The organism is Streptomyces sp. NPDC048172, from assembly GCF_043202595.1.
Lineage (GTDB): Bacteria > Actinomycetota > Actinomycetes > Streptomycetales > Streptomycetaceae > Streptomyces.
Genome location: NZ_JBIDAT010000004.1, coordinates 158,576 through 182,770, shown reverse-complemented (window position 1 = coordinate 182,770; position 24,195 = coordinate 158,576). Strand labels below are relative to the sequence as shown.

General features: G+C 72.5%; 21 protein-coding genes. 14 read left to right on the top strand and 7 right to left on the bottom strand.

From position 1 onward, the window contains the following. Positions 1-120: 120 nt before the first annotated feature. From ACGF3A_RS18620 to ACGF3A_RS18590, 7 genes are all read left to right on the top strand, one after another. Positions 121-1,137: a phytanoyl-CoA dioxygenase family protein gene (locus ACGF3A_RS18620; RefSeq protein WP_393731063.1), complete on the top strand. Its 1,017-nt coding sequence runs from the start codon at positions 121-123 to the stop codon at positions 1,135-1,137. A gap of 45 nt (positions 1,138-1,182) precedes the next feature. Continuing rightward, complete coding sequence (locus ACGF3A_RS18615) at positions 1,183-2,502, top strand: DUF6271 family protein (RefSeq protein WP_393731061.1); 1,320 nt, start codon at positions 1,183-1,185, stop codon at positions 2,500-2,502. A 41-nt stretch (positions 2,503-2,543) separates the two neighbouring features. Continuing rightward, on the top strand, positions 2,544-3,710 hold the full coding sequence (locus tag ACGF3A_RS18610; RefSeq protein ID WP_393731059.1) for a type III PLP-dependent enzyme: 1,167 nt from the start codon (positions 2,544-2,546) through the stop codon (positions 3,708-3,710). After that, entirely contained in the window at positions 3,711-4,244 is a 534-nt protein-coding gene (locus ACGF3A_RS18605) for a GNAT family N-acetyltransferase (RefSeq protein WP_393731057.1), read from the top strand. It abuts the gene before it with no gap. A gap of 5 nt (positions 4,245-4,249) precedes the next feature. Further along, positions 4,250-5,464: an MFS transporter gene (locus ACGF3A_RS18600; protein WP_393731885.1), complete on the top strand. Its 1,215-nt coding sequence runs from the start codon at positions 4,250-4,252 to the stop codon at positions 5,462-5,464. 110 nt (positions 5,465-5,574) lie between these two features. Further along, positions 5,575-8,397: a DEAD/DEAH box helicase gene (locus tag ACGF3A_RS18595; RefSeq protein ID WP_393731055.1), complete on the top strand. Its 2,823-nt coding sequence runs from the start codon at positions 5,575-5,577 to the stop codon at positions 8,395-8,397. After that, positions 8,394-9,791 (top strand): hypothetical protein, encoded by a 1,398-nt coding sequence (locus ACGF3A_RS18590; RefSeq protein ID WP_393731053.1) that lies wholly within the window; start codon positions 8,394-8,396, stop codon positions 9,789-9,791. Before ACGF3A_RS18595 ends, ACGF3A_RS18590 begins: the two co-directional genes overlap by 4 nt. A gap of 103 nt (positions 9,792-9,894) precedes the next feature. Here ACGF3A_RS18590 and ACGF3A_RS18585 read toward each other — a convergent pair whose 3' ends face one another. Both ACGF3A_RS18585 and ACGF3A_RS18580 read right to left on the bottom strand, forming a co-directional pair. Beyond that, positions 9,895-10,323 (bottom strand): ester cyclase, encoded by a 429-nt coding sequence (locus tag ACGF3A_RS18585; RefSeq protein WP_393731051.1) that lies wholly within the window; start codon positions 10,321-10,323, stop codon positions 9,895-9,897. Between the two features lie 88 nt (positions 10,324-10,411). Then, on the bottom strand, positions 10,412-11,071 hold the full coding sequence (locus tag ACGF3A_RS18580) for a TetR/AcrR family transcriptional regulator (protein ID WP_393731049.1): 660 nt from the start codon (positions 11,069-11,071) through the stop codon (positions 10,412-10,414). Positions 11,072-11,182: 111 nt separating this feature from the next. Between ACGF3A_RS18580 and ACGF3A_RS18575 the strand changes: the two genes are divergently transcribed. The 3 genes from ACGF3A_RS18575 to ACGF3A_RS18565 all read left to right on the top strand — a co-directional run bounded on the left by ACGF3A_RS18575 (position 11,183) and on the right by ACGF3A_RS18565 (position 14,497). Next, complete coding sequence (locus ACGF3A_RS18575) at positions 11,183-11,830, top strand: hypothetical protein (protein WP_393731047.1); 648 nt, start codon at positions 11,183-11,185, stop codon at positions 11,828-11,830. Between the two features lie 8 nt (positions 11,831-11,838). Then, positions 11,839-13,116, top strand: a complete 1,278-nt coding sequence (locus tag ACGF3A_RS18570; RefSeq protein ID WP_393731045.1) for an APC family permease — start codon at positions 11,839-11,841, stop codon at positions 13,114-13,116. Between the two features lie 115 nt (positions 13,117-13,231). Beyond that, entirely contained in the window at positions 13,232-14,497 is a 1,266-nt protein-coding gene (locus ACGF3A_RS18565; protein WP_393731043.1) for a hypothetical protein, read from the top strand. Positions 14,498-14,562: 65 nt separating this feature from the next. On the opposite strand, the gene ACGF3A_RS18560 is transcribed toward ACGF3A_RS18565, so the two are convergent. Next, complete coding sequence (locus ACGF3A_RS18560) at positions 14,563-15,378, bottom strand: class I SAM-dependent methyltransferase (protein WP_393731041.1); 816 nt, start codon at positions 15,376-15,378, stop codon at positions 14,563-14,565. A 250-nt stretch (positions 15,379-15,628) separates the two neighbouring features. Between ACGF3A_RS18560 and ACGF3A_RS18555 the strand changes: the two genes are divergently transcribed. Beyond that, positions 15,629-16,462, top strand: coding sequence for an MHYT domain-containing protein (locus ACGF3A_RS18555; protein ID WP_393731039.1), 834 nt, complete (start codon positions 15,629-15,631; stop codon positions 16,460-16,462). A gap of 218 nt (positions 16,463-16,680) precedes the next feature. Continuing rightward, positions 16,681-17,406, top strand: coding sequence for a PIG-L deacetylase family protein (locus ACGF3A_RS18550; protein WP_393731884.1), 726 nt, complete (start codon positions 16,681-16,683; stop codon positions 17,404-17,406). On the opposite strand, the gene ACGF3A_RS18545 is transcribed toward ACGF3A_RS18550, so the two are convergent. The 4 genes from ACGF3A_RS18545 to ACGF3A_RS18530 form a co-directional block, all read right to left on the bottom strand. Continuing rightward, on the bottom strand, positions 17,403-18,785 hold the full coding sequence (locus ACGF3A_RS18545) for an MFS transporter (protein ID WP_393731883.1): 1,383 nt from the start codon (positions 18,783-18,785) through the stop codon (positions 17,403-17,405). The genes ACGF3A_RS18550 and ACGF3A_RS18545 overlap by 4 nt on opposite strands. 70 nt (positions 18,786-18,855) lie before the next feature. Further along, entirely contained in the window at positions 18,856-19,416 is a 561-nt protein-coding gene (locus ACGF3A_RS18540) for a snapalysin family zinc-dependent metalloprotease (protein ID WP_393731882.1), read from the bottom strand. 148 nt (positions 19,417-19,564) lie between these two features. Next, positions 19,565-20,137 carry a methylated-DNA--[protein]-cysteine S-methyltransferase gene (locus ACGF3A_RS18535; protein ID WP_393731037.1) on the bottom strand — a complete coding sequence of 191 codons (573 nt, stop codon included), beginning with the start codon at positions 20,135-20,137 and terminating at the stop codon, positions 19,565-19,567. Positions 20,138-20,194: 57 nt separating this feature from the next. Beyond that, positions 20,195-21,106, bottom strand: coding sequence for a glycerophosphodiester phosphodiesterase (locus ACGF3A_RS18530; protein ID WP_393731035.1), 912 nt, complete (start codon positions 21,104-21,106; stop codon positions 20,195-20,197). A 206-nt stretch (positions 21,107-21,312) separates the two neighbouring features. Here ACGF3A_RS18530 and uvrB point away from each other — a divergent pair, with 206 nt between their 5' ends. Further along, complete coding sequence (uvrB, locus tag ACGF3A_RS18525; RefSeq protein WP_393731033.1) at positions 21,313-23,442, top strand: excinuclease ABC subunit UvrB; 2,130 nt, start codon at positions 21,313-21,315, stop codon at positions 23,440-23,442. Positions 23,443-23,590: 148 nt separating this feature from the next. After that, positions 23,591-24,169, top strand: a complete 579-nt coding sequence (locus ACGF3A_RS18520; protein WP_393731031.1) for a TerD family protein — start codon at positions 23,591-23,593, stop codon at positions 24,167-24,169. The last annotated feature ends 26 nt before the right edge of the window (positions 24,170-24,195 follow it).

Sequence of the window (24,195 nt, the reverse complement as noted above, 5' to 3'; positions counted from 1 at the left end):
TCTTCTCTCTCTTCTTCCCCGCCTCTCCGGCTTTCTGATTCCGTCATTCCCTCTGACGCGGCGCGACGGAGAGCGGCCCCTTCACGCCACTTTCACTGTCACTGTCACTGGAGCAGTCGCATGCCCACGCCCGACGGACATCTGTACCGAGCTGCCTCGGACACCCCGTATTTCAGCGCGGACGGCGAGACCTATCTCGCGCAGACGCCGCTGAAGGACATCCGGAAAGCCAGACCGCTGCGCGTGCTTTCCGAAGAGGACCTCGCCTTCTGGCAGACGTACGGCTACATCGTCGTCAGAGAGGCCATTCCCGCCGAAGCGGCCCGGAAGCTGCTCGACTTCACCTGGGAATTCCAGGGCCTCGACCCGGAGCGGCCCGAAACCTGGTACCCGGAGCGGGAATTCCGCGACGACCTCGACCGGGACCTCTACATCTACGGCTTCGTCGAGGCGTACCACCACCAGCTCCTCTGGGACAGCCGCCAGGCCCAGCGGGTCTACGACGCGTTCGTGGACGTCTGGGACTGCGAGGAGCTGTGGGTGACCCTCGACCGGCTCAACCTCAATCCGCCGAACGTCGAGAACCGCGACCGCGCGCTGATCGACCCCACCGACGAGGGGTTCGACATCAATCTCCACTGGGACGTCGACTCCACGCTCGGCGTGCTGCCGCAGCGCGTCCAGGGAATCATCGCGCTGAACGACACCCGTGAGGATCACGGCGGATTCCAGTGCTGCCCGGAACTCTTCCGCCGGTTCGACCGCTGGAAGCTCGACCAGCCGGACGACCGCGATCCGATCAGGCCGAACGCCGACCGTACGGAATTCCCCGTGGTCCGGCCGGAACTCCGGGCGGGCGATCTGCTGATCTGGAACGGCATGCTCGCGCACGGCGTCGCGCCCAACACCTCGGAGAAGGGCGTCCGCGCGGTCCAGTACCTCTCGATGATGCCCGCGCTGGAATCGCACCACGCGCTCACGAAGTCCCGCGTCGAGTCCTGGCGCCACCTCGCCACTCCGGACTGGAACAAGACGCTCGTCGGCGACGCGTTCCGGCACGAGTCGGAGCGTTACGGGACCGCCGAGCTGAACGCGCTGGGGGAGAAACTGCTGGGTCTCACGAGCTGGCACGCGTAGGAATCCGAAGGAATCCGAACGGTGAACCGGAACCGGAGAACCTGAATGCGTTCGATCTGTCTGACCCTTCCCACGAACAGGGCCTGCGCGCCCATGGTGACGGCGCTGATGCGGGAGGCGGCGTACGCGGCCCGGAATTTCGACGTCGAGGTGCACGTCCTCGTCCTGGATTCCTCAGGACCCGCCTCCTTCGCGGAACACGCCTCGGCCCTGCGGTACGCGCGGGAGGCGCACCCGGCGCCGCACGTCGTCACGCACCACCTCGGCGAGGAGGAACAGCGCGACTTCCTGCGCCGGGTCATCCACGGCGCCGGGGTCGCCAAACCGGAGCTGATGCTCGACCTCATGCTCCCGGAAAGCGTCTCCTACGGCGCCTGCACCAACCGGGCCTTTCTCCTCGCGAAGGCGCTCGGCTGCGAGTCCGTCCACCGCCGGGACTCCGACAGCAGTTACCAGGTGTTCGACGGCGAACTCGTCTTCCCCGTCCACCACGAACTCCTCTCCCTCGGGAAGCTTCCGCACGAGGCGACGGACGGCGTGACGGAGAGCGCTCTCGGCCCGGAGCACGCCGGGAAGCCGGTGGCGCTCGTCGCCGGTTCCTTCGTCGGCGAACTCTCCGTGGACATCGGCGAGATCCAGCGCCTCGACCCCGAGGTCTACTACGACGTGGTGAGCCTCTGGGCCCCCGTCGGCTGGCCCCGGGAGCGGAAGAGGGAACTCGTCGACGAATCCTTCCGCGGCGCCGGGAACGAGCCGTTCACCGGCGACCGTTCCGTGCTGACCCTCGTCGACCCCATGCGGATCGACATGTGCAACATCGGCTTCCACGGCGTGCACGAGTGCGTGCCGCTGCCGCCCGCCACGGAGACCATCGGCAGCGACTATTTCCTGATGCATCTGGTCCGCAACGCGGGCCTGCCGGGCGTGCTGCACAACCGCAACATCGTGAACTTCTACACCGGCGAGAGAAGGACCGACCCCGGATTCCTCGCCTATCAGACGCGGTTCACGAAGTTCTTCTTCTCGATGCTCTACCTGAACTTCCTCTACGACCGGCTGGCGGAAACCGGAACATCGCTGCTCGACGACGCGCACCTCGTACGCGCCGACCGCGTCGCGGAACTCGTACGGGAAAGCACCCTGCTGGACACCGCCGAGAACGTCGAAAGGCTCGACATCCTCGCGCGCTCGTACCGGAAGCTCGGCGGAAGATACGCCGAATTCGCCGCCTCCCTGGAGCCGCGCGGCCCCCGGCTGCTGGCCGAGGCACGGCACGACATGGAGGACTTCGCGCTGCTCACCGAGGTCTGGGGAGCGCTGATGCAGGCGAGCACGTCCACGACCGTCCACCGGCTCCCGCGGTGAGCCGCGGCAGCGCGGCGGTACGCAGCAGAACGGGCATCCACATGTACGTCAGCACACGTCTGCGCGCGGCCCTGGCCGCCGCGACGGAGGACCAGATCGTCTTCGACCTCCCGGGCATCGAGGAGCGGTACGCGACGCTCGTACGGGAACTCCCCGGCCTCTCCGTCCGCTTCGCGATGAAGGCGTGCCCGGTGGACGAGGTGCTCGCGTGCCTCGTCCGGCGCGGCGCCGGGTTCGACGCGGCGAGCCCGCAGGAGATCGCGCAGGCCCTCGCCGCGGGCGCGGATCCCCGCGACATCCACTACGGCAACACCGTCAAGTCCGACCGGAACATCGCCGAGGCCCACCGCCTGGGCGTCCGCGACTTCGCCACCGACAGCGTGGAGGACGTCTGGGCGCTCGCGGCCCACGCGCCCGGCGCGCGGGTGTTCTGCCGGCTCGCGACCGACGGGGAGGGGGCCCTGTGGGGCCTCAGCCACAAGTTCGGCTGCTCGCCCGCCGACGCCCTCCAGGTGATGGAGACGGCCCGGGACACGGGCCTCATGCCGTCCGGGCTCTCCGTGCACGTCGGCTCCCAGCAGATGACGCCCGAGGCGTGGCGGGCCGCCGTCGAGCGCATCGCCGGGGTCCTCGTCGCGCTGCGCGAACGGGAGATCCACCTGGACCACGTCAACCTGGGCGGCGGCCTGCCCGCGCTCGGCTACCTCGACCGGCACGGCACGCGCCTGGACCCGCCGCTGGACAAGATCTTCGCCGTCCTGCGCGAGGGCGTGCGGCACCTGCGCGAACTCTCCGGCACGCCCCTGGAGTTCCGTATGGAACCGGGCCGCCATCTGGTCGCCGACCACGGCGCGATACGCGCCCATGTCTCCCGCCTCTCCGCGCGGCGGGGAGCGACCGGGGAGCGTCAGCACTGGCTGTACCTGAGCTGCGGGAAGTTCAACGGCCTGTACGAGATGGACGCGCTCCAGTACCCGCTGGTGTTCCCCTCGCGGAACAGTGCGGAGCTGGTCCCCGCCGTCGTCGCGGGGCCCACCTGCGACAGCGACGACGCGTACAGCCACGAGGGCAGCCTCGTCCGCGTCCCCAGGGGCGCGGCCTCCGGAGACCCGGTCTGGGTCCTCTCCTGCGGGGCCTACGCGACGAGTTACACGACCAGAGGGTTCAACGGTTTCGGCCCGCTGCCGTACAGGGCGGTGCCGCGCTAGATGCCGACCCTGAGAAACGACGTCCTCGTCAGGCCCCTCGCCGACGGCGACTGGAGCGGCGTGGCCCGTCTGGAGGCCGACGTCTACGGACCCCTCGGCCTCTCCGAGGGGGCGGAGGCGCTCGCCTCACGGGCCAGGACCTCCCCGGGGACCTGCTACGTCGTGGAATCCGACGCGCACACGGCGGGCTATCTGATCTCGCTTCCCTACCCGCCGTTCCGGAGCCCCGATTTGGCGCGTACGGAGGAGACGGCGTTCCGCTCGACCAATCTGCACCTCCACGACCTGGCCGTCGCCGAACGGTTCCGGGGCGCGGGACTGGCACGGCGCCTCCTGGAACGGCTCGACGCGACGGCCCGGAGCGAGCGGTACGAACGGATCTCCCTGATCGCCGTCGCGGGCAGCGCGCCCTTCTGGTCGGCACGCGGATTCCACCCCCACCGGGAGGTCGGCCTCCCGGCCAGTTACGGCACGGACGCGACGTACATGTCCATGCCGATACCCGGCAGAGTGCCCGAACGACGAAAAGGCTGATGCACATGCTCCGTGTCCGCGACGACTACCGACGGGCGCAACTGGCGATCGCGGCACTGTTCTGCGTACTCGGGTTCCAGTACGCCACCTGGGCGGCGCGGCTCCCCGCGATCAAGACGGAACTCGGGCTGACGGACGCCGAACTGGGCCTGCTGCTCATGGCGACGGGCGTCGGCGCCGCCGTGTCCTTCCCGCTCGTCGCCGTCCTGACCCGACGGCTGGGCTCGCGACGGCTGGCCGTCCTCTCGGCGCTCTTCCTGGGCGTGCTCCTGCTCGCCCTGGCGGCCGCGCCGAACTACCCCGTCGCGCTGCTCGTCATGTGCGCCGACGGTCTGGGCGTCGGCTGTCTGAACGTCGCCATGAACGCGCAGGGGGCCGAACTGGAGGCCCGCTTCGCACGCACCGCGATGGCACGGCTGCACGCCACGTTCAGCGCGGGCTCGCTGGGCGCCGCGCTGCTGGCCTCCGGCGTCAACACCGTGACCTCCTCCATGACGGCCCATTTCGCCACGGCCACCGCCCTCGTCCTGCTCCTGGTGGCCTATGCGAACCGGGGCCTCCTGACGGAGCAGCCGGACGCGCCCCCGGAGGCGGCGGCGGAGCCGGAGCCGGAGCCCCGCAAGGGGCTCACCCTTCCGACCCGCGTGACCATCTGGATGGGCTGCGCCATGGTCTTCGGCACGGTGGCCGAGGGCGCCATGAACGATTGGTCGGCCCTCTACATGAAGGAGGTCGCCCACGCCTCCTCGCACGTCGCGCCCCTGGGCATCGCGGTCGTCTCCGTGATGATGGTCCTGGCCCGCCTCTTTGCCGACGGCTGGCGCTCCCGCTGGGGCGACGGCCGTATCGTCCGCTTCGGCAGCGTCCTGGCGGGCGCGGGCCTCGCCCTCGCCCTCCTGGCAGGAGGCGTGGTCCCCGCCCTGATCGGCTTCGCCTGCGTCGGGCTCGGCATCGCCGCCGTGACGCCCTGCGTCTACGTCTCCGCCGCCCGCCAGGGCCCCCAGGCCCTCGCGCTCGTCGCCGCCATGGGCACCACGGGCCTCCTCGCGGGCCCGCCGGTGATCGGCTTCATCGCGAACGCCACCACCCTCACCTGGGGCATGGCCACCGTCGCCGCCTCCGCCGCACTCGTCGCCCTCTGCGCCCTGCGCATCGAGTGGGCGCCCGCACCGAAGCGGGAGGGGGCGAGCGCCGAGCCGTCGGTGGCCACCGGCCCGTAACCCCCCCCGTCCTCCCACAGGTCCCCCGTCGCCCCTCACCGCCGTTGTCAGTGGTGACCCGTAGCGTGGAACGGTCGTTGCGAGGCGGGTTCCGGAGGGCGGTGAGCGGGATGGACGGGGAAGCGTTCGTGCGGTGCGCCGCCGTCTTCGTGCCCGCCGAGCTGCCGCGGGAGGGGCGCGTGGCGTTCTGGCGGCCGGACGGGGGCGCGCTGCCGGAGGGCGGCGGCGAGGCCGGGAGCGTCACCGTGGCGGGGCTGGGGGACACGGCGGCGCGGCTGCTGACCGTGGGGGAGGCCCTGCCCGTGCTGACCCGGGCGCGGACGGCGCCGTCCGCGCATCCGGCCGCCGCCTGCTGGGGCGCCGCCGCGCTGCACGCGCTGCGGATGGTCGCCATGGGGCGGCTCGTCGCGGGCGTCGGCGCGGGGGACGCCGACGTGTGGCGGGCCGGGCCGCTGGCGGCTGAGGACGCGGCGCAGGTCGCGGGCATCGCCGCCGCGCTGCCCTTCGAGGGGCACGCCGTGCCCGCCTCTCCGGAGTCCGCGGAGGCGGTGCCGGAGCCGGAGGCGCTCGTCCGGGCGTTCCTCGACGCCGTCGCCGACACGCTGCCGCGCACCTCGGCGGCGCCGCTCGCCGCGGGCGAGGCGTTCGCGGGCCGCCGTCCCCAGCGCCTGGGGGAGCGGTTCCCGGCCGTCCGGGAGTGGGCGGACGAGGTCGACGCCGAGGTGGACGCGGGGGTACGGATCTCGCTCCGGCTGGACCTGTCCGCGCGGGACCTGTTCGACGGCGCGGAGCGGAAGGACCAGGCCGTCGCCGCCGCCGTCGTGCAGGCGCAGAGCGTCGCCGACCCCACGCTCGTCGCGGACGTCGCCGACCTGTGGCGCGGCGAGGCCGAGCACATCGGCCCCCGGGGGAAGACGGGCACGGTGCTCGCCGTCCGCCGCGCCGCCCGCGTGTGGCCACCGCTGGGACGGCTGCTGGAGCGCCCCGTGCCGGACGTGCTGCCGCTCGGCGAGGACGAGGTGGACGAGCTGCTGGGCCGCGCGGGCCGTAAGCTCGCCGCCGCCGATGTCGCCGTGCACTGGCCGCGCACCCTCGCGCGCGAGCTGACCGCGACCGCCGTCGTGCGACCGCGCGGCGTGCGCGCGCCCGGATCGGCCGCCGACAGCTTCGGCTTCTTCGAGGAGCGGAAGCTCCTGGAGTTCCGCTGGCAGATCGCGCTGGGCGGCGAGCCCCTGACCGAGGGCGAGCTGGACGAGCTGGCCGAGGCGCAGCGCCCGCTGGTCCGGCTGCGCGACGCGTGGGTGCTGGTCGACCCCGCGCTCGTACGGAAGGCGCGGCAGCGCGACCTCGGGCTGCTCCCGCCGGGGGACGCCCTCGCGATGGCACTGACCGGTACCGCCGAGGTGGAGGGGGAGCCGACCGAGGTCGTGCCCCAGGGCGCGCTGGCGGAGCTGCGCGACCGGCTGGGTGCCGTCGAGCCCGTGCCGCCGCCCGCGGCGCTCCACGCCCGCCTGCGGGACTACCAGCTGCAGGGCCTCGCCTGGCTCGACCTGATGACCTCGCTCGGCCTGGGCGGCTGCCTCGCGGACGACATGGGGCTCGGCAAGACCGTCACGCTCATCGCCCTCCACCTGCGCCGCGCGGAGGCGGGCTGGAAGGCGCCGACCCTGGTCGTCTGCCCGGCCTCCCTGCTGGGCAACTGGCAGCGGGAGATCGCCCGTTTCGCCCCCGGCGTCCCCGTCCGGCGCTTCCATGGCGAGGCGAGGGAGCTGCCCCCGGACGAGGGCGGCTTCGTGCTCACCACGTACGGCACGATGCGCACCCGCGCGGACCAGCTCGCCGCCCGGGAGTGGGGCATGGCCGTGGCCGACGAGGCCCAGCACGTGAAGAACCCGCACTCGGCGACGGCCCGCGCGCTGCGCACCATCCCGGCCCCCGCCCGCGTGGCGCTCACCGGCACCCCGGTGGAGAACAACCTGTCGGAGCTGTGGTCCCTGCTCGACTGGACGACACCGGGACTGCTCGGCCCCCTCAAGACCTTCCGCGCCCGGCACGCCCGCGCCGTCGAGACCGGTGAGGACCCCGAGGCGACCGCGCGGCTGGCCCGGCTGGTGCGGCCGTTCCTGCTGCGCCGCCGCAAGACCGACCCCGGCATCGTCCCCGAGCTGCCGCCCAAGACCGAGACGGACCACCCCGTCGGGCTGAGCCGCGAGCAGACCGCGCTCTACCAGGCGGTGGTCCGCGAGACGCTCGCCCGCATCGGCGAGGCCGAGGGCATGGAGCGGCGCGGCCTGGTGATGAAGCTGCTCACCGCGCTCAAGCAGATCTGCAACCATCCGGCGCAGTATCTGCGCGAGAGCGCGCCCGGAGCGGACGCGCCCCGTCTCGCGGGCCGCGGCACGCGCTCCGGGAAGCTCGACCTTCTGGACGAGCTGCTGGAGACCATCCTGTCCGAGGGCGGCGCCACCCTGGTCTTCACGCAGTACGTCGCCATGGCGCGCCTTCTTGAACGGCACCTGGAGGCGCGCGGAATCACCACCCAGACGCTCCACGGCGGTACGCCCGTCGGGCGCCGTCAGGAGATGGTCGACCGCTTCCAGTCCGGCGAGGTCCCCGTCTTCCTGCTCTCCCTCAAGGCGGCGGGCACCGGGCTGAACCTGACGCGCGCCTCCCACGTCGTCCACTACGACCGCTGGTGGAACCCGGCCGTGGAGGAGCAGGCCACCGACCGCGCGTACCGCATCGGGCAGACCCAGCCCGTCCAGGTGCACCGGCTGCTCACCGAGGGCACGGTCGAGGAGCGCGTCGCGGAACTGCTCGACGCGAAGCGCCAGTTGGCCGAGGCCGTCCTCGGCGGCGCCGGAGAGGCAGCCTTCACCGAGCTGACCGACGCCGAGCTGACCGACCTCGTCTCGCTGCGGAGACCGGAATGACGGCGCGGGCGGGAGAGGCCCACACCGACGCGTTCCGTGCCGGAGGGATCCGTACGGACGAGACCCGCACGGCCAAGCGCCGTCCGGACGAGGCGCGTACGGGAGAGGCCCGGTCTGGCGAGGCCCGGTCTGGCGAGGCCCGGTCTGGAGAGGTCCAGTCCGGTGTGGCCCGGTCTGGCGGGGACCCGTCTGGCGAAGCCCAGTCCGCCGAGGTCCGGTCCGGCGAAGCCCGGTCCGGGCTCGTCGCGGCCTGGCTGCGTGCGCTGGAGGAGGAGGCCCCCGACCCGGCCCGTCTCACCCGCGGCAGGGCGTACGCGCGTGACGGCGGTGTCGACGCGGTCCGGATCGGCCCGGGCCGTCTCGTCGGCTTCGTCCACGGCAGCAGGCCCCGCCCCTACCGGGCGTCCCTGCGGCTGCCCGAGCTGACGCCCGAGGAGTGGGACACCTTCCTCGGCCTCACCGTCGCCGAACCGGCCCACACGACGGCCCTGCTGGACAGAGAGCTGCCGCCCGCGCTCGCCGGGGAGGCTCGGGCGGCCGGTGTCCGGCTGCTGCCGGAGCCGGGCGAGCTGAGGCCGGGGTGCTCGTGCCCCGACCCCGTCCGCCCCTGCAAGCACGCCGCCGCGCTCGGGTACGAGGCGGCGGCCCTGCTGGACGCCGACCCCTTCGTGCTGCTCCTGCTGCGCGGGCGGCCCGAGGCCGAGGTCCGCGGCGAGCTGAAGCGCCGCCAGCGCGCCACGGGCGGGGCCGAGCGCCCCGCCATGCCGACCGTCCCCGCGAGGACGGCACGGGCGGCGCGGGAGACGGGCGTACGGCCGCGGCTGCCCGAGCCGCTGCCCGTGCCGGAGGCTCCGGCCGAGTCCCGTTCGTATCCGGCGGTGCCGGGCGGGCCGAGTCCCGACGGGCTGGAGTTCCTGGCGAGCGACGCCGCCGTGCGGGCCCACGCCGCGCTCGCGCACGGGGAGCATCCGTTGCCGTCGCTCTCGGTCTGGCACGACACCATCCGCCTCGCGGCCACCCATCCGCGCCTCACCGGGCGGCGCACGCTCTCCCCGCTCTTCGCGAGCTTCGCCAAGGCCGCCGGGCGCACCCCGCAGGAGCTGACCCGCGCGGCGGCGGCCTGGCGGCAGGGCGGCGAGACCGGGCTCCAGGTGCTGGAGGAGGAGTGGGACCCGCCAGCGGGCGGGTTCGACCGCGCCCGCGGCGCCCTGGCCGCCGCCGGACGCCCCCGCATGACCATCCGGCGGAACCGGCTCACGGACCCCTCGCACACCGTCCAGCTCCGCTACGGGAAGGACGGCCGCTGGTATCCGTACCGCAGCGACCCCGGCGAGGACGACTGGTGGCCCGAGGGCCCCGCCGCCGACGACCCGGTGCGCGCGCTGGACGGCTGACCCGGTCGAAGGACCCGGTTCAAGGACCCGGTCGAAGGACCGGTCGGCGGACCAGAGCGACGTACCCTGCCGTCGCCTTGCCTCGCCTCGCCTCGCCGTCGCCTCAGGCGGACGGGGACGGCGGGCCGTCCAGCGCGCCCAGCGCCGTCATCATCCCGAGCCCGTCGGACACGACCCAGTACTCGGCCAGGCGGCCGTCCGCGACGCGGAAGATGTCCATCCCGGAGAACGCGACGCGCGTGCCCGGCGGCGCCGTGGCCCCCGGGATGCCGTCGCGGTACGTGCCGTGGAACGTCCAGCGGGCCGCGATCTTCCCGTCGCCGATCACGGGGCCCACGTCCAGGGTGATCTCGATGTCGGCGAAGTAGGTGTGGGACTGGCGGATCTGGTCGGCGGCGGAGCGCGGCCCGTGGACGTCGAAGTTGGGCCAGTGGCCGACGAAGTCGGGCGCGAGGATCTGCTCGGCCAGTTCGAAGTCGCCGTGCCACAGGTCGAACAGCCACTGCCGGTAGAGCGTCTCGATGGCATCCATGCCCTCATTTTGCGTACGCGTACGCAGAGACGTCAAACACCCTGCCAGGTCTGCCCCAGGTCTGCCCCGGGCCTGCCCCGAACCTGCCTCACGCCCGCAGCAGCGCGTCGACCAGCAGGGCGAGATCCGCCGCGAAATGGTCACGCCGGTCGGGCGCGTTCCAGTACGGACCCAGCGCCGCGACTGTCGGATACGCCCCCGGATCGGCCCCGGCGGGCACGCTCACCTGGTACGGCGCCCGCTTCCCCGGACGGGCCGAACGGCGCTGGGCGAGGTCGCCGAGGAGGAAGCCCCAGACGATCCGGTTCGCCGTGACCGCCTGCTCCAGGGAGAGCCCGCACTCCTGCCACGCCGTGTAGATCTCCTCCAGCAGCCACAGCACGGACGGCGCCATCAGGTCCCCGCGCCGCAGCACGTCCACGATCCACGGCCGTTCCGCCAGCTCGTCGTGCTCCCAGCGCAGCAGCGCGAGCAGCCGGTCGCGGGGCCCGTCCGGCAGTTCGGGGCGGGGCAGCCCGGCCACGATGCGGTCGAGGACGAGCAGCAGCAGCTCGTCCTTGTCGCTCACGTGCCGGTAGATGCTCATGGGGGCACTCCCCAGCGCGTCGGCGACCTTCCGCATGGACAGGGCCTCGCTGCCCTCCTCGGTGACGAGGGCCAGGGCCGCGTCGACGATCCGGTCCCGGGAGAGCCGCGCGGGGCGTCCGCGCCGCGCCGTCCGTCTGCTGCTGCTGTCGTTGTCGCTCACGGTCGGCAGTCTGGCACCGCGTCGTTCCCCCGGGAGACCGCCGGGGAGACCGCCGTGGAGACCGACCGGTACGCTGCGCGTCCTACGCACGGCAGGAACAGGAGTGGGTCGATGGCCTTCCGCAAGGCGACGATGAAACAGCAGGTGACCGAGGCCGTCGCGCAGCAGGCGCCCGGCGACAGGGCGTTGGTGACGCTCGCGACCGTCACGGGCCCGACCCCGTGGGTCAGCGTCGGACTCCTCGGCCTCATCGGCCAGTTCCTGGTGAAGTACTACTTCGTCACGGTCACGGACCAGGCGCTCCTGCTGCACCGGATGAACCGCTGGAACCAGCGCCCCAAGGAGATCGTGCACGCGATCCCGCGCGACCAGGCGCAGGCCCTCTTCCGCGAGGTCCAGCTCAACCCGCTGTGGAGCTTCTTCCACATCACCCTCCCGGACAAGCCCCAGCCCGTCCGTGTCAACGTCCACCGGATGTGGCGCAACGAGCTGGAGCAGCTCCTCGCGACCCTCGGCAGCGCCCCGCAGCCGTACGGCCAGCCGCCTCAGCAGCAGTACGCCCAGCCCCAGCAGTACGCCCCGCAGCAGCAGGGGTACGCCCAGCCCCCGCAGCAGCCGTACGGGCAGCCGCAGTACGGCCAGCAGCCGTACGGGGATCAGCAGTACGGCCAGCAGCCGTACGGCCAGCCGCAGCAGCCGTACGCCCCGCCCCAGCCGCCCCCGCAGCAGCCGGGCCCGTACAACCCGTACGGCGGCTGAGCGGCCCCATGAACGACGCGCGGCGTTCGCTCTCGCGTGGCCTCGGGCTCGGGGACGCGGTGCTGATCGGGCTCGGCTCCATGATCGGTGCGGGGATCTTCGCCGCGCTGGCGCCCGCGGCGGAGGCGGCGGGCGGGGCGCTGCTCGTCTCCCTCGCCGTGGCGGCCGTCGTGGCGTACTGCAACGCGACGTCCTCGGCCCGGCTCGCCGCCCGCCACCCCGAGTCCGGCGGGACGTACGTCTACGGGCGGGAGCGCCTCGGCCCGTTCTGGGGGCACCTCGCGGGCTGGAGCTTCGTCGTCGGCAAGACGGCGTCGTGCGCGGCGATGGCGCTCACGGTCGGCGCGTACGCCTGGCCGGAGCAGGCGCACGCCGTCGCGGTGGCCGCCGTGGTGGCGCTGACGGCCGTGAACTACGCGGGAGTTCACAAGTCGGCCCTGGTCACCCGCGTCGTCGTCGCGCTCGTTCTCGCCGTGCTGGCCGCGCTGGTGACCGCCGTCGCGACGAGCGGCGCGGCCGACGCGGGCCACCTGAACCCGTTGGACCCGGCGGACTCGTCGGTTCACCCCGGCGGTGTCACGGCGGGCGGCGTGCTCCAGGCGGCGGGGCTGCTGTTCTTCGCGTTCGCGGGGTACGCCCGGATCGCCACGCTCGGCGAGGAGGTCAGGGACCCGGCGCGCACGATCCCCCGCGCGATCCCGCTGGCGCTCGGCATCACCCTCGTCGTCTACGCGGCCGTCGCCGTGGCGGCGCTCGCGGTGCTGGGGCCGCGCGCCCTGGCGGACTCCGCCGCGCCCTTGTCGGACGCGGCGCGCGCCTCGGGCGCCGACTGGCTCGTGCCGGTGGTGCGGGGCGGCGCCGTTCTCGCCGCGCTGGGCTCGCTGCTCGCGCTCGTCCTGGGCGTCTCGCGCACCGTCCTGGCGATGGCCCGCGACCGCCGGCTGCCCGGCGCGCTGGCGGCCGTCCATCCGCGCTTCCAGGTGCCGCACCGGGCCGAGCTGCTGGTCGGCGCGGTCGTCGCGGTGCTGGCCGCGACCGTGGACGTGCGCGGCGCGATCGGCTTCTCCTCGTTCGGGGTGCTCGTCTACTACGCCGTCGCGAACGCCTCGGCCTGGACGCTGGCCCCGGAGGAGGGGCGTCCGCCCCGGCTCGTACCGGCGCTCGGGCTGGCGGGTTGCGCGGTGCTCGCCTGCGCGCTGCCCCTCACCTCCGTGCTCTCCGGCGCCGCGGTGCTCGCCGTCGGTGCCGCCGCCTACGGCGTACGCCCCCGGGGTGCGACGCACTGACCACGCCGGGGGCGCTACGGTGGCAATCCATCAGAGCTGGACGGCGACTTGGGAGGGGAGGCCCGGGGCCGTCCCGCCGCACGATCCGTACCATCCTCACAGGGGGGACCGCACAGTGACCGCAGTTTTCACCGCTGCCTACGAGGGCCTGACGGCGGAACAGGCACGGCTCTACCGGCTGCTAGGGCTGTACCCCGGCCACAGCGTGGACATCGGCCAGGCCGTCTGCGTCTCGGGAGCCGATCCGGAGACCGCGCAGGAACTGCTCTACGCGCTGGAGGACGCGGAGCTCCTGGAAGAGGGCGAGGACGGCCGGTACCGCTTCCTCGGCGAGGCCCGTGACCACGCCCGCGAGCAGGCGGCGCAGGTCGAGAGCGACGCCGAGCGCGAAGCCGTCCTGGAGCGCTGTGTCGACTACTACGTCACCGGCGCCGCCTTCGCCGACCTCGCCGTGATGGGCGAGCGTCGGCTGCGCGTCGGCGGCGAGGCCGTCCGCAGGCCCGGTGCCTACGACCCGTTCGGGGACACCGACCGCCGCCTGCACGCGCTCGGCTGGCTCATAGTCGAGCGCCTCGAGGCGCTCGCCGTACTGCGCGCCGCCGTCGAGCACGGCGGCATGGCCCACCAGGCGTGGCAGCTGGCCGAGTCCCTGACCGCCCTCCACCTCAACCACCGGCTGCCCGAGGAGTGGGTGGCCTGCTGCGCGCTGGGCGCCGAGGCGGCGGCCGCCGACGAGAACCCGGCGGCCGAGGCCCGGCTGCGCGCCCTGCTCTCCCGCCCGCTGCTCGACCTGGGCGAGGAGGAGCGCGCGCGGGCGGAGCTCGACCGGGCGCTCGAACTCGCCGACGCGACCGGCGACGCGCGGCTGCGCGCCCTCACCCTCGGCCTGGACGGCCGCTACTGGCAGACCCGCGACGCCGACCGCGCCTGCGCCGCCTACGAGAGCTCCCTCGCCCTCAACGAGCAGGCGGGCGACGCGCGCGGGGCCGCCCTCGCACGCTCCTTCCTCGGCTGGGGGCTCTGCGCCGCCGGGCAGTTCGAGAAGGCCGTGCCCGAGCTGCGCGCGGCCGAGGAGGCGCTCCGCGAGCTGGAGGACCCGCGCGGCATGGGCCGCACGCTGACCATCCTGGGCCGCGCGCTGGAGGGCGCCGGGGCCCACGAGGACGCCGTACGGGCGTACGAGGACGCCGTGCACGCCCTGCGCGAGTGCCAGGCCACCCACTACGAGGCCGAGGCCCTCGAAGCCCTCGCCGCGTGGACGGCGGGCCCTGGCGGCGACGAGGACACGGCGCGCGAACAGCTCGCGCGCGCCCTGGAGCTGTACGAGGCGGGCGGCAGCCCCCGGGCCGACTTCCTGCGCGAGCTCCTCGCGCAGTACTGACGGCCCGGCAGCGCGACAGCCCGACAGCCCGACAGTCCGATACGACGCGAGGGTGCCGGGGCGGCTCAGCCGTCCCCGGCACCCGCCGTCACGCGGATCTTCGACTGCTTGTGCGGGAGTGCGTCCCAGTCGTCCATCGGGACCGCCGTGAACCCCCGCGACTCGGCCAGCGCGAGCAGCGTGGCGGGCCGGTAGTAGAAGTCCTCGTGCAGGACGTGGTGCTCCTCGCCGTCCGTACGGTTGTACGTGAAGTCGAAGAAGCCGCCGGGCTTCAGCACGCGCCGTACGTGCGCGAAGCACTCGTCGATGACGTGCCGCGGCGAGTGCGAGAAGACGCTGTGCGCGTGCACCACGTCGAACGTCGCGTCCGGCAGGTGCGCGAGGCGCATGTCGCCGATCGCGCACAGGTACGGCAGCTTGTGCTGGAGCCCGCGCTCGGCCAGCACGCGCTGCGCCGCGAGCAGGATGTCCGGCGAGATGTCCACGCCGTAGTAGTGGCCCGGCTCCAGATAGTCGATGAAGCGCCATCCCGCGCGCAGATTGCCGCAGCCGATCTCCAGCAGCCGGTGCGAGGGCGCGAGCCCGTGCGCCCGCAGATAGCTGAACTGCAGCTCGCCCAGCGCGTTCCAGCGCTCCTCCGACGGCGTGCCGACCGCCCCGTTGGGGTTCCGCGCGGTGTCCGCGCGCATCACGCCCCGGTAGAACGCGATGTGGTCGTCCCCGGCCGTCCGGCGCAGCCGCCAGTCGCGGACCAGACGGCGTACGTACGGCGCGACGCGGGACGGGTGCCGCACCGCGCGCCGCGCCCGCCGGAGCGGTGAGGGCCGCGTCCTGCCCGCGGCGGCGTGGCCGAGCAGGATCCGGGTCGTCAGGGGAGGCATGGCGGTGCCTCGCTTTCCTGTGCCCGCGCGGGCGCCCGGCCCGCGCTTTCCAACAGTTCCTTCCGGGAAGCGTCCTTTGTCGCCGACCCGAAGTGAAGCCTCCGTGCGGGTGTGACGCGATGAGCTGAGACGAGCTCCGCAGAAGGGGGTACTACGGAGTAGTTGTGTCTCTACGATGGGGCCGCGTTGCGCCGGGTGCGCATTGTGTGACGACCTTTCGATCATCGAGCGGGCCACAGCGAGCCCTGGTATGGGGATGATGATGCAGAGCGCGGCCGGGGTACCGGTTGACGGATTCACGTACGGACTGGTCACGCCCATAGCGGCGTATGTGATGGCCTGCCTGGGCAGTGCCCTGGGGCTGCGGTGCATGGCCCGCGCGCTCAGCCTCCGGCGCAACGAGAGGGCCGGATGGCTGTTACTCGCGTCGCTGGCCATCGGCACCGGCATCTTCACGATGCACTTCATCGCGATGATGGGCTTCACCGCGCAGGGCATGGAGATCACGTACGACCTGCTGACCACCTACGCGAGCCTCGTGGTGGCCGTCGTCGTGGTCGGCCTCGGCATCTTCCTCGTCGGATACCTCGGCAAGACCACGGGCACGCTGCTCGCCGGGGGCGTGATCACGGGCCTGGGCGTCGCGGCCATGCACTACCTGGGCATGGCGGGCATGCGGATGAGCGGCAGCATCGGGTACGACACGCAGACGGTGCTGCTCTCCGTCGGCATCGCGGTCTTCGCGGCGACGGCCGCGCTGTGGTTCTCGATGTCCGTGAGGCTCTTCGGTGCAGCCATCGCCGCCGCCCTGATCATGGGCGTCGCCGTCAGCGGCATGCACTACACGGCGATGCGCGCCGTCACCGTCCATCTGCACGGCCCCGGGGGCGACGACAGCACCGGGACCTCGGCCATCGGCACCCTGACGCCGATCCTGATCGGCCCCCTGCTGCTGTTGTTGTTCGTCGGGTTGTTTGTGAGTCTTGACCCCATGATGGAGCGGGACGGACGGCGCCAGTGGGGCTCCCGTCCCGGCGAGGGCAGCGGCGAGAAGCTCGAATGGACCCCCTTCGAACGGCGCTAGGGAGTGTCTTCAAAGTAGCGTCGTCCGCCCGAAGGGCGGGCCCGGTGGCGTCTGGTGCGTGCGATCGCAAGGCGGAGGAAGGAGCCACTGCGGAGCATTGGCGACTGACGACAACGCCGCGAGCGTGCGTGCCAGACGCCACCGGGCAGACGGGACTTTGAAGACACGACCTAGGAGCACTGGTGAGCGAGGAGCACGAGGGACAGCGGCTGGAAGCGATGCCCGGGGACTGGCAGCGCGCGCTGGCGGTCGTCGCCCACCCGGACGACCTGGAGTACGGGGCTGCCGCGGCCGTCGCGGAGTGGACCGCGCAGGGCAAGGAGATCGCCTACGTGCTGGCCACCAGCGGCGAGGCGGGCATCGACACCCTGCCGCCCGTCGAGTGCGCGCGGGTGCGTGAGGCCGAGCAGCGCGCGAGCGCGGCGGCCGTCGGCGTCACCGAACTGGAGTTCCTGGGCCACCCCGACGGCGTCATCGAGGAGGGCCCGGCGTTGCGCGCCGACATCGCCCGCGCCATCCGCCGCTGGCGGCCCGAGCTCGTCATCACCGCGAACCACCACGAGACCTGGGGCACCGGCCCCGGCGCCTGGCGGAACACCCCCGACCACCGCGCCGTGGGCCGCGCCGCGCTCGACGCCATCGGCGACGCGGGCAACAGGTGGATCTTCGCCGACCAGTTGGAGGACGGCCTCGCGCCCTGGGACGGGGTGCGCTGGGCCGCCGTCTCGGCCTCCCCGTACGTCACCCACGCGCAGGCCGTGGGGGAGCGCGCGGTCGACGCCGCGCTCGCCTCGCTGAACGAGCACCGCGCGTACATCACCGCGCTCACGGACGAGGACCCGGAGGCGTACGCCAGGACGATCGTGACCGGCGGCCTGGAGATGCACGGGGCGCGGTTCGGCGGCGGGAACGCGGTCGGCTTCGAACTGGTGCCGTTCTCCTAGACGTTCGGCTCGTGGGACCGCGCGCGGTTGCGGCGGGTGAGCGAGAGCAGGGTGAGCGCCGCGACCGGTACGAGCAGCGCCGCGGCGCCCGCGTTCAGCCAGCCGTAGCCCGCGCCGGAGACGACGAGGCCGGAGAGGGCGCCGCCCACGCCCGCCGCCGCGTTCATGATGAGGTCCGAGAGCCCCTGGACGGCGGCGCGCGCGGGCTGCGGCACGGAGTCGGTGAGCAGCGCCGAGCCCGCCACCAGCCCCGCCGACCAGCCCAGGCCCAGCAGGAAGAGCCCGGCGGCGGACTGCGCGTGGTGGCCGTTCGCCGTACCGGCGAGGGCGGTGGCGACGGCGAGCAGCGCGACGCCCAGCAGGATCACGGAGAGCCGCCCGAGCCGGTCGGCGAGCCATCCCATGACCGGCGAGAAGGCGTACATGCCCGCGACGTGACCGCTGATGACCAGTCCGATCAGCGCGATGTCGGCGCCGTGCCCGCCGAGGTCGACGGGCGTCATGACCATCACGGAGACCATCACCGTGTGCGAGCCCGCGATGGTGACGAGCGCCAGCCGGGCCCGCGCCGAGTCCCTGACCGTCGCGAGCGCGGCCTTCAGCGAGCGCTCGCCGGCCCCGCCGCCCCCCTCGCCCCCGGCCTCGGCCTCGGCGAGCGCGCGGGCGGTCAGCAGCGGGTCGGGCCGCAGCAGCAGATGCACCAGCACGGCCGAGACCAGGAAGACGCCGGTGCCCCAGACGAAGGGCCCGGCGGCGGCCGGGATCCCCAGCCCGGAGGTGCTCCGCCCCGCCGGGGCCGCGATGTTGGGGCCGAGGACGGCGCCGATGGTGGTGGCCCAGACGACGGTGGAGATCGCGCGGCCCCGGCGCGCGGGCTCCGCGAGATCGGCCGCGGCGAACCGCGCCTGGAGGTTCGCCGAGTTCCCGGCCCCGAACGCGGCCATGCCGATCAGCAGCAGCGGGAAGTTCGCGAGCGCGGCCGCCACGACGACGACGGCGCCGCCCACCGCCGCGACGACGTAGGCGAGCGTCAGCCCGACCCGCCTGCCCCGCGCGGCCATCAGCGAGGCGAACGGCAGCGACAGCAGCGCCGTCCCGATCACCGACGAGGTGGACGCCAGCCCCGCCACGGCCTCCGAGCCTCCGATGTCCTTGGCCAGCACGGCCGCCAGTGCCACGGCCGTCGACACCCCGAGCCCGCCCAGGATCTGACTGGCGATCAGCACGGCCTGCGTACGACGCCGGAGCGCGTCGAGCTCCCCGGGGCCGGGAACGGAGCTGGAAGCGGCACCGGAAGCGGCACCGGAGGCGGCCCCGTTCCCCGGCGGGGCCTCGTGGGATATCTCCCCGCTGTCAGGAGCGTCGGCGGAATCGCGAATGTCGGTCACGCCGCGCAGTGTGACACCCCCCGCCCCGCCGGACCAGGCCGAGGGGCGGGGGGTGCACCTCTCAGGGCCGGTCGATGTACTCGCGGTCCAGGCGGACGTCGCGCAGCTTGGCGTACTGGCTGCCGAAGTTGCTCTCGACCTCGGCCTTCTCCTCCTCGTTGGGGTTCGGGTTGGTGCAGTCCGGGCCGGCCGAGGCGCCGGACATCAGGCTGGAGCAGGGGCCCGGCTTGCGGTCGGGGAGTCCGAGGATGTGCCCGAACTCGTGCGAGGCGATACGGACGACGTCATGGCCCTCGTTCACGGCCTGGCGGCCCATCCAGACCGTGCCCTTGCCCAGCTCGGGCACCTGGGCGCGGGGCCAGCCGTCGTCGGCGAGGACGGTGACATCGGCCTGCTCGCCGCTCTCGGCGGGCTTCAGCTCGACGTTCTGCACGCTCTCGTTCCAGACGCCGACGCCCTTCTTCACGGCGTCGGCGAACTCCGCGGAGCCGCTGGCGTCATAGGTCACGACGACGGCCGCGCGGGCACGGGAGCCGTCCGTGGTCCCGGCGGACGCGAGTGTCTGGCCGCCGACCAGGGCGCAGAGCCCGGCCAGCAGAGGCACCAGGACGCGTAAGGACAGTCGGAAGCGGCGTGGGGGGATACGAAGATTCACGATCAGCCTCTCTCAGGGGGGCCTCGATGATTCGTTCGTCCGAGGAGCCTAGAGACACCCCACGCACCCCACAACGCCTCTCACGGAACAGGCGTGGAACGGGCGCGGAAGAGGCTCAGAACAGCGGTTCGGGAAGGACGCCCTCCAGGGCGAGCAGCACCCGCTTGGTCTCCAGGCCGCCGCCGAAGCCGCCTATGCCGCCGCTGCTCTCCACCACGCGGTGGCAGGGGACGACGACCGGCAGCGGATTGGACCCCATGGCGGCACCCACCGCGCGGGCCCCGCCGGGCTCGCCGACCCGGTCGGCCAGGTCCTGATAGCCCGCCGTCGCGCCGAAGGGCACGGAGGCCGTCAGCTCGCGGAGCACCTTCTCGTTGAACCCGCCGGAGAGCGTCCAGTCCAGGTCCACGGTGAACGCGCGCAGCTCACCGGCGAAATAGCGGCTCAGCTCGTCCGCCGCGACGGCGAGCGCCGGGTGCGGGGACGCGGCGGGGTCGTCCGTCCGCACGGGCCGGGCGCCCAGCGCGGCGGTGAGACGCGCGAGGGCGCGCTCCATGGCGCGCCCTCTGGCGTGGAAGACGACCTCGACGAGCCCCTCGTCCGTCGCGGCGAGGAGCAGGGGGCCGATCGGGGTGTCCCGCACCGTGTACGAACAGGTGCGCGCGGGGGCGGCCGACGTCTCTGTCATACGGGAACCCTAGAGGCCCCCACTGACAACGGACGCCGGCCGCCCGCGGCCGGGGGATCAGTAGTCGAGGTCCAGCCCCGAGCCGAGGCCCTGGGTCGCGGCGCGCACCACGTCGGGCTTGTTGGAGATGATCCCGTCCACGCCCGCCTTGGCCACCTTCACGGCGGTCGGCGCGTCGTCGACGGTCCAGGTGAAGACCTCCAGCGGACGGCCGTGCGGGCCCTTCACACCGTGGATGGCCTTCACGTAGTCCTTGGTGACCGCCGCGTGGCGCGGGTTGATCTGGTCGGAGAACTTCGCGTACTTCTTCAGCTCGCTCGCGGCCGGGTTCCCCAGGAAGCCGGTCTTCACGGCGGGCTGCAGCTTGTGGACCTTCTCTACGGAGGTCGCGTTGAAGCTCTGGACGATCAGCTTCTTCTTGAGGTGGTGCCCGTCCAGCCAGCCATACGCGCGCAGCTCGCCGAGGGTCTGCTTCTCGATCCCCGGGTACAGCTCCGGGGCCTTGAGCTCCATCAGCAGCCGCTGTCCGTTACGGCTGACGCGGTTCATGTACTCGTGGAGGGTCGGGATCCGCTCACCCGCGTACTTCTTGCTGAACCAGCTTCCCGCGTCGAGCTTCCTGATCTCCTTCGCGGTGAAGTCGGAGACGTTCCACGGGGCTCTGTCGGGGAACACCTGCTCGACGTTGGTGGTGCGCGCGAGCGTGGTGTCGTGGAGGATCACCAGCTTGCCGTCCTTGGTGCGCTGGACGTCGTTCTCGACCCACTGGATGCCCAGCCGGTCGGCCTTGTCCACGGCGGCCAAGGTGTTCTCGGGCGCGTACGCGGAGGCCCCGCGGTGCGCCACCGGCAGCGGCGAGTCGCTCTGCGGCGCGGCCGCCGCTCCGGGGGCCGCGGTGAGGAAGAGTGCGGTCATACCCAGCAGCGCGCCGCCTGCGGTGGCGGTGGCCGTCAGAGGGCGTATCGACATGCGGAACTCCTCGCATCTGTTTGTGCACGGACAGCGAAGAGCGTTCCCGAGGCGCAATACAGGAAAGCGGGGACGAAGTGGCGGGAAGTTGAACGAGGGACGTCCGGGTCGCTGACCGTGCATCGGACATACGGCATGTTTTCGCCAGCCTCTGTCCGTTTGGGAATCTTCGCCCGTTGTCAGTGGCGGGCCGTACCGTGGTTGCCATGCGGCCCAACACCGAAATCGAACGCAAGGTGGCGCCCTTCGAGGTCGTCAGCCCGTATCAGCCCAGCGGGGACCAGCCCACCGCCATCGCCGAGCTCGCGCAGCGCGTCGGCGCAGGTGAGAAGGATGTCGTGCTGCTCGGTGCGACCGGCACCGGCAAGTCGGCGACCACCGCGTGGATGATCGAGAAGCTCCAGCGTCCGACCCTGGTGATGGCGCCCAACAAGACTCTGGCCGCCCAGTTGGCCAACGAGTTCCGCGAGCTCCTGCCGAACAACGCGGTGGAGTATTTCGTCTCCTACTACGACTATTACCAGCCGGAGGCGTACGTCCCGCAGACGGACACCTACATCGAGAAGGACTCGTCGATCAACGAGGAGGTGGAGCGCCTCCGCCACAGCGCCACCAACTCGCTGCTCACCCGGCGTGACGTGGTCGTGGTCGCCTCCGTCTCCTGCATCTACGGCCTGGGCACCCCGCAGGAGTACGTGGACCGGATGGTCCCCCTCAAGGTCGGCGAGGAGATCGACAGGGACGCCATGCTGCGCCGCTTCGTCGACATCCAGTACACGCGCAACGACATGTCGTTCACCCGGGGCACCTTCCGGGTCCGGGGCGACACCATCGAGATCTTCCCGGTCTACGAGGAGCTGGCCGTCCGGATCGAGATGTTCGGGGACGAGATCGAGGCCCTCTCCACGCTCCACCCCCTCACCGGCGAGGTGATCTCGGACGACGAGGAGCTGTACGTCTTCCCGGCCTCGCACTACGTCGCGGGCCCGGAGCGCATGGAGCGCGCGATCAACGCGATCGAGGCCGAGCTCACCGAGACGCTCGCCTCGATGGAGAAGCAGGGCAAGCTCCTGGAGGCCCAGCGCCTCCGCATGCGCACCACGTACGACATCGAGATGATGCGCCAGATCGGCACCGCCTCCGGCATCGAGAACTACTCGCGGCACATCGACGGCCGCGAGCCGGGCACCGCCCCGCACACCCTGCTGGACTATTTCCCGGACGACTTCCTGCTCGTCATCGACGAGTCGCACCAGACGGTCCCGCAGATCGGCGCGATGTACGAGGGGGACGCGGCCCGGAAGCGCACCCTGATCGAGCACGGTTTCCGGCTCCCCTCCGCGCTCGACAACCGCCCCCTGAAATGGGAAGAATTTCTCGAACGGATCGGCCAGACGGTGTATCTGTCCGCCACCCCGGGGCCGTACGAGCTGGCGCGGGGCGACGGCTTCGTCGAGCAGGTCATCCGCCCCACCGGGCTCATCGACCCGGAGGTCGTCGTCAAGCCCACCGACGGCCAGATCGACGACCTGGTGCACGAGATCCGGCTCCGCGAGGAGCGCGACGAGCGCGTCCTGGTCACCACCCTCACCAAGAAGATGGCCGAGGACCTCACCGACTATTTCATCGAGCTGGGCATCCGGGTCCGCTATCTGCACAGCGACGTGGACACGCTCCGCCGTATCGAGCTGCTGCGCGAGCTCCGCTCCGGGGAGTACGACGTCCTGGTGGGGATCAACCTGCTCCGTGAGGGCCTGGACCTGCCCGAGGTCTCCCTCGTGGCGATCCTCGACGCCGACAAGGAGGGCTTCCTCCGCTCCGGCACCTCGCTGATCCAGACGATCGGCCGCGCGGCTCGTAACGTCTCCGGCCAGGTGCACATGTACGCCGACAAGGTCACCCCCGGCATGCAGCGCGCCATCGAGGAGACGAACCGCCGCCGCGAGAAGCAGGTGGCGTACAACGAGGAGCACGGCATCGACCCCGAGCCCCTCCGTAAGAAGATCGGCGACATCGTCGCGGACATCGCCCGCGAGGAGGTCGACACCGAGAAGCTCCTGGAGACGGGGTACCGCCAGCGGGACGAGACGGGGAAGGGCGGCAAGGCCGCGGGCAAGCCCGGCAAGGCGCCCACCCCCGCCAAGAAGCGCGGCAAGGAGTCCGGCGAGCTGACCGACCGGCCCGCGGCGGAGCTGGCCGAGACCATCGAGGAGCTGACGGAGCGGATGCGCGCGGCCGCCGCGGAGCTCCAGTTCGAGGTCGCCGCGCGGCTGCGCGACGAGGTCGGGGAGATGAAGAAAGAGCTGCGTCAGATGAGGGAGGCCGGGCTCAAGTAGCGCTCGTAGCCTGCGGAGTGTTGCAAGAACGACACAATGGCGGGGGAGGCCGATCAGCCCCTTCCCGCGCATGCGTAGGGTGCGGTGCGTGACAGCCGCCGGGGCTCGGAACCCGGCGGCGTGCGGCACTGTCGAGAGGGGAACGCACGTGACGGTCAACTTGTCCAAGGGACAGGCCATCAGCCTGGAGAAGAGCGATGGGGGCACCCTGACCGCGGTGCGTATGGGCCTCGGCTGGAAGGCGGCCCCGCGGCGCGGCCTCTTCGGCAAGCGGTCCAAGGAGATCGACCTCGACGCCTCGGCCGTTCTCTTCGCCGACAAGCAGCCGGTCGACGTGGTCTTCTTCCGTCACCTGGTCAGCGACGACGGCTCCGTCAAGCACACCGGGGACAACCTGGTGGGCGGCGCGGGCCAGGGCGGCGACGACGAGGCGATCATGGTCGACCTCCAGCGCGTCCCCGTCCACATCGACCAGATCGTCTTCACGGTCAACTCCTTCACCGGCCAGACCTTCGCCGAGGTGGAGAACGCGTTCTGCCGCCTCGTCGACGAGACGAACGGTCAGGAGATGGCGCGCTTCACCCTCACGGGCGGCGGCGAGTACACGGCGCAGATCATGGCGAAGGTGCACCGCCAGGGCAGCGGCTGGCAGATGACGGCCATCGGCAACCCGGCCAACGGCCGTACGTTCCAGGACCTGATGCCCGCGATCCTGCCGCAGCTCTGACGGGGACGGGACCGACCAGCGTGGCC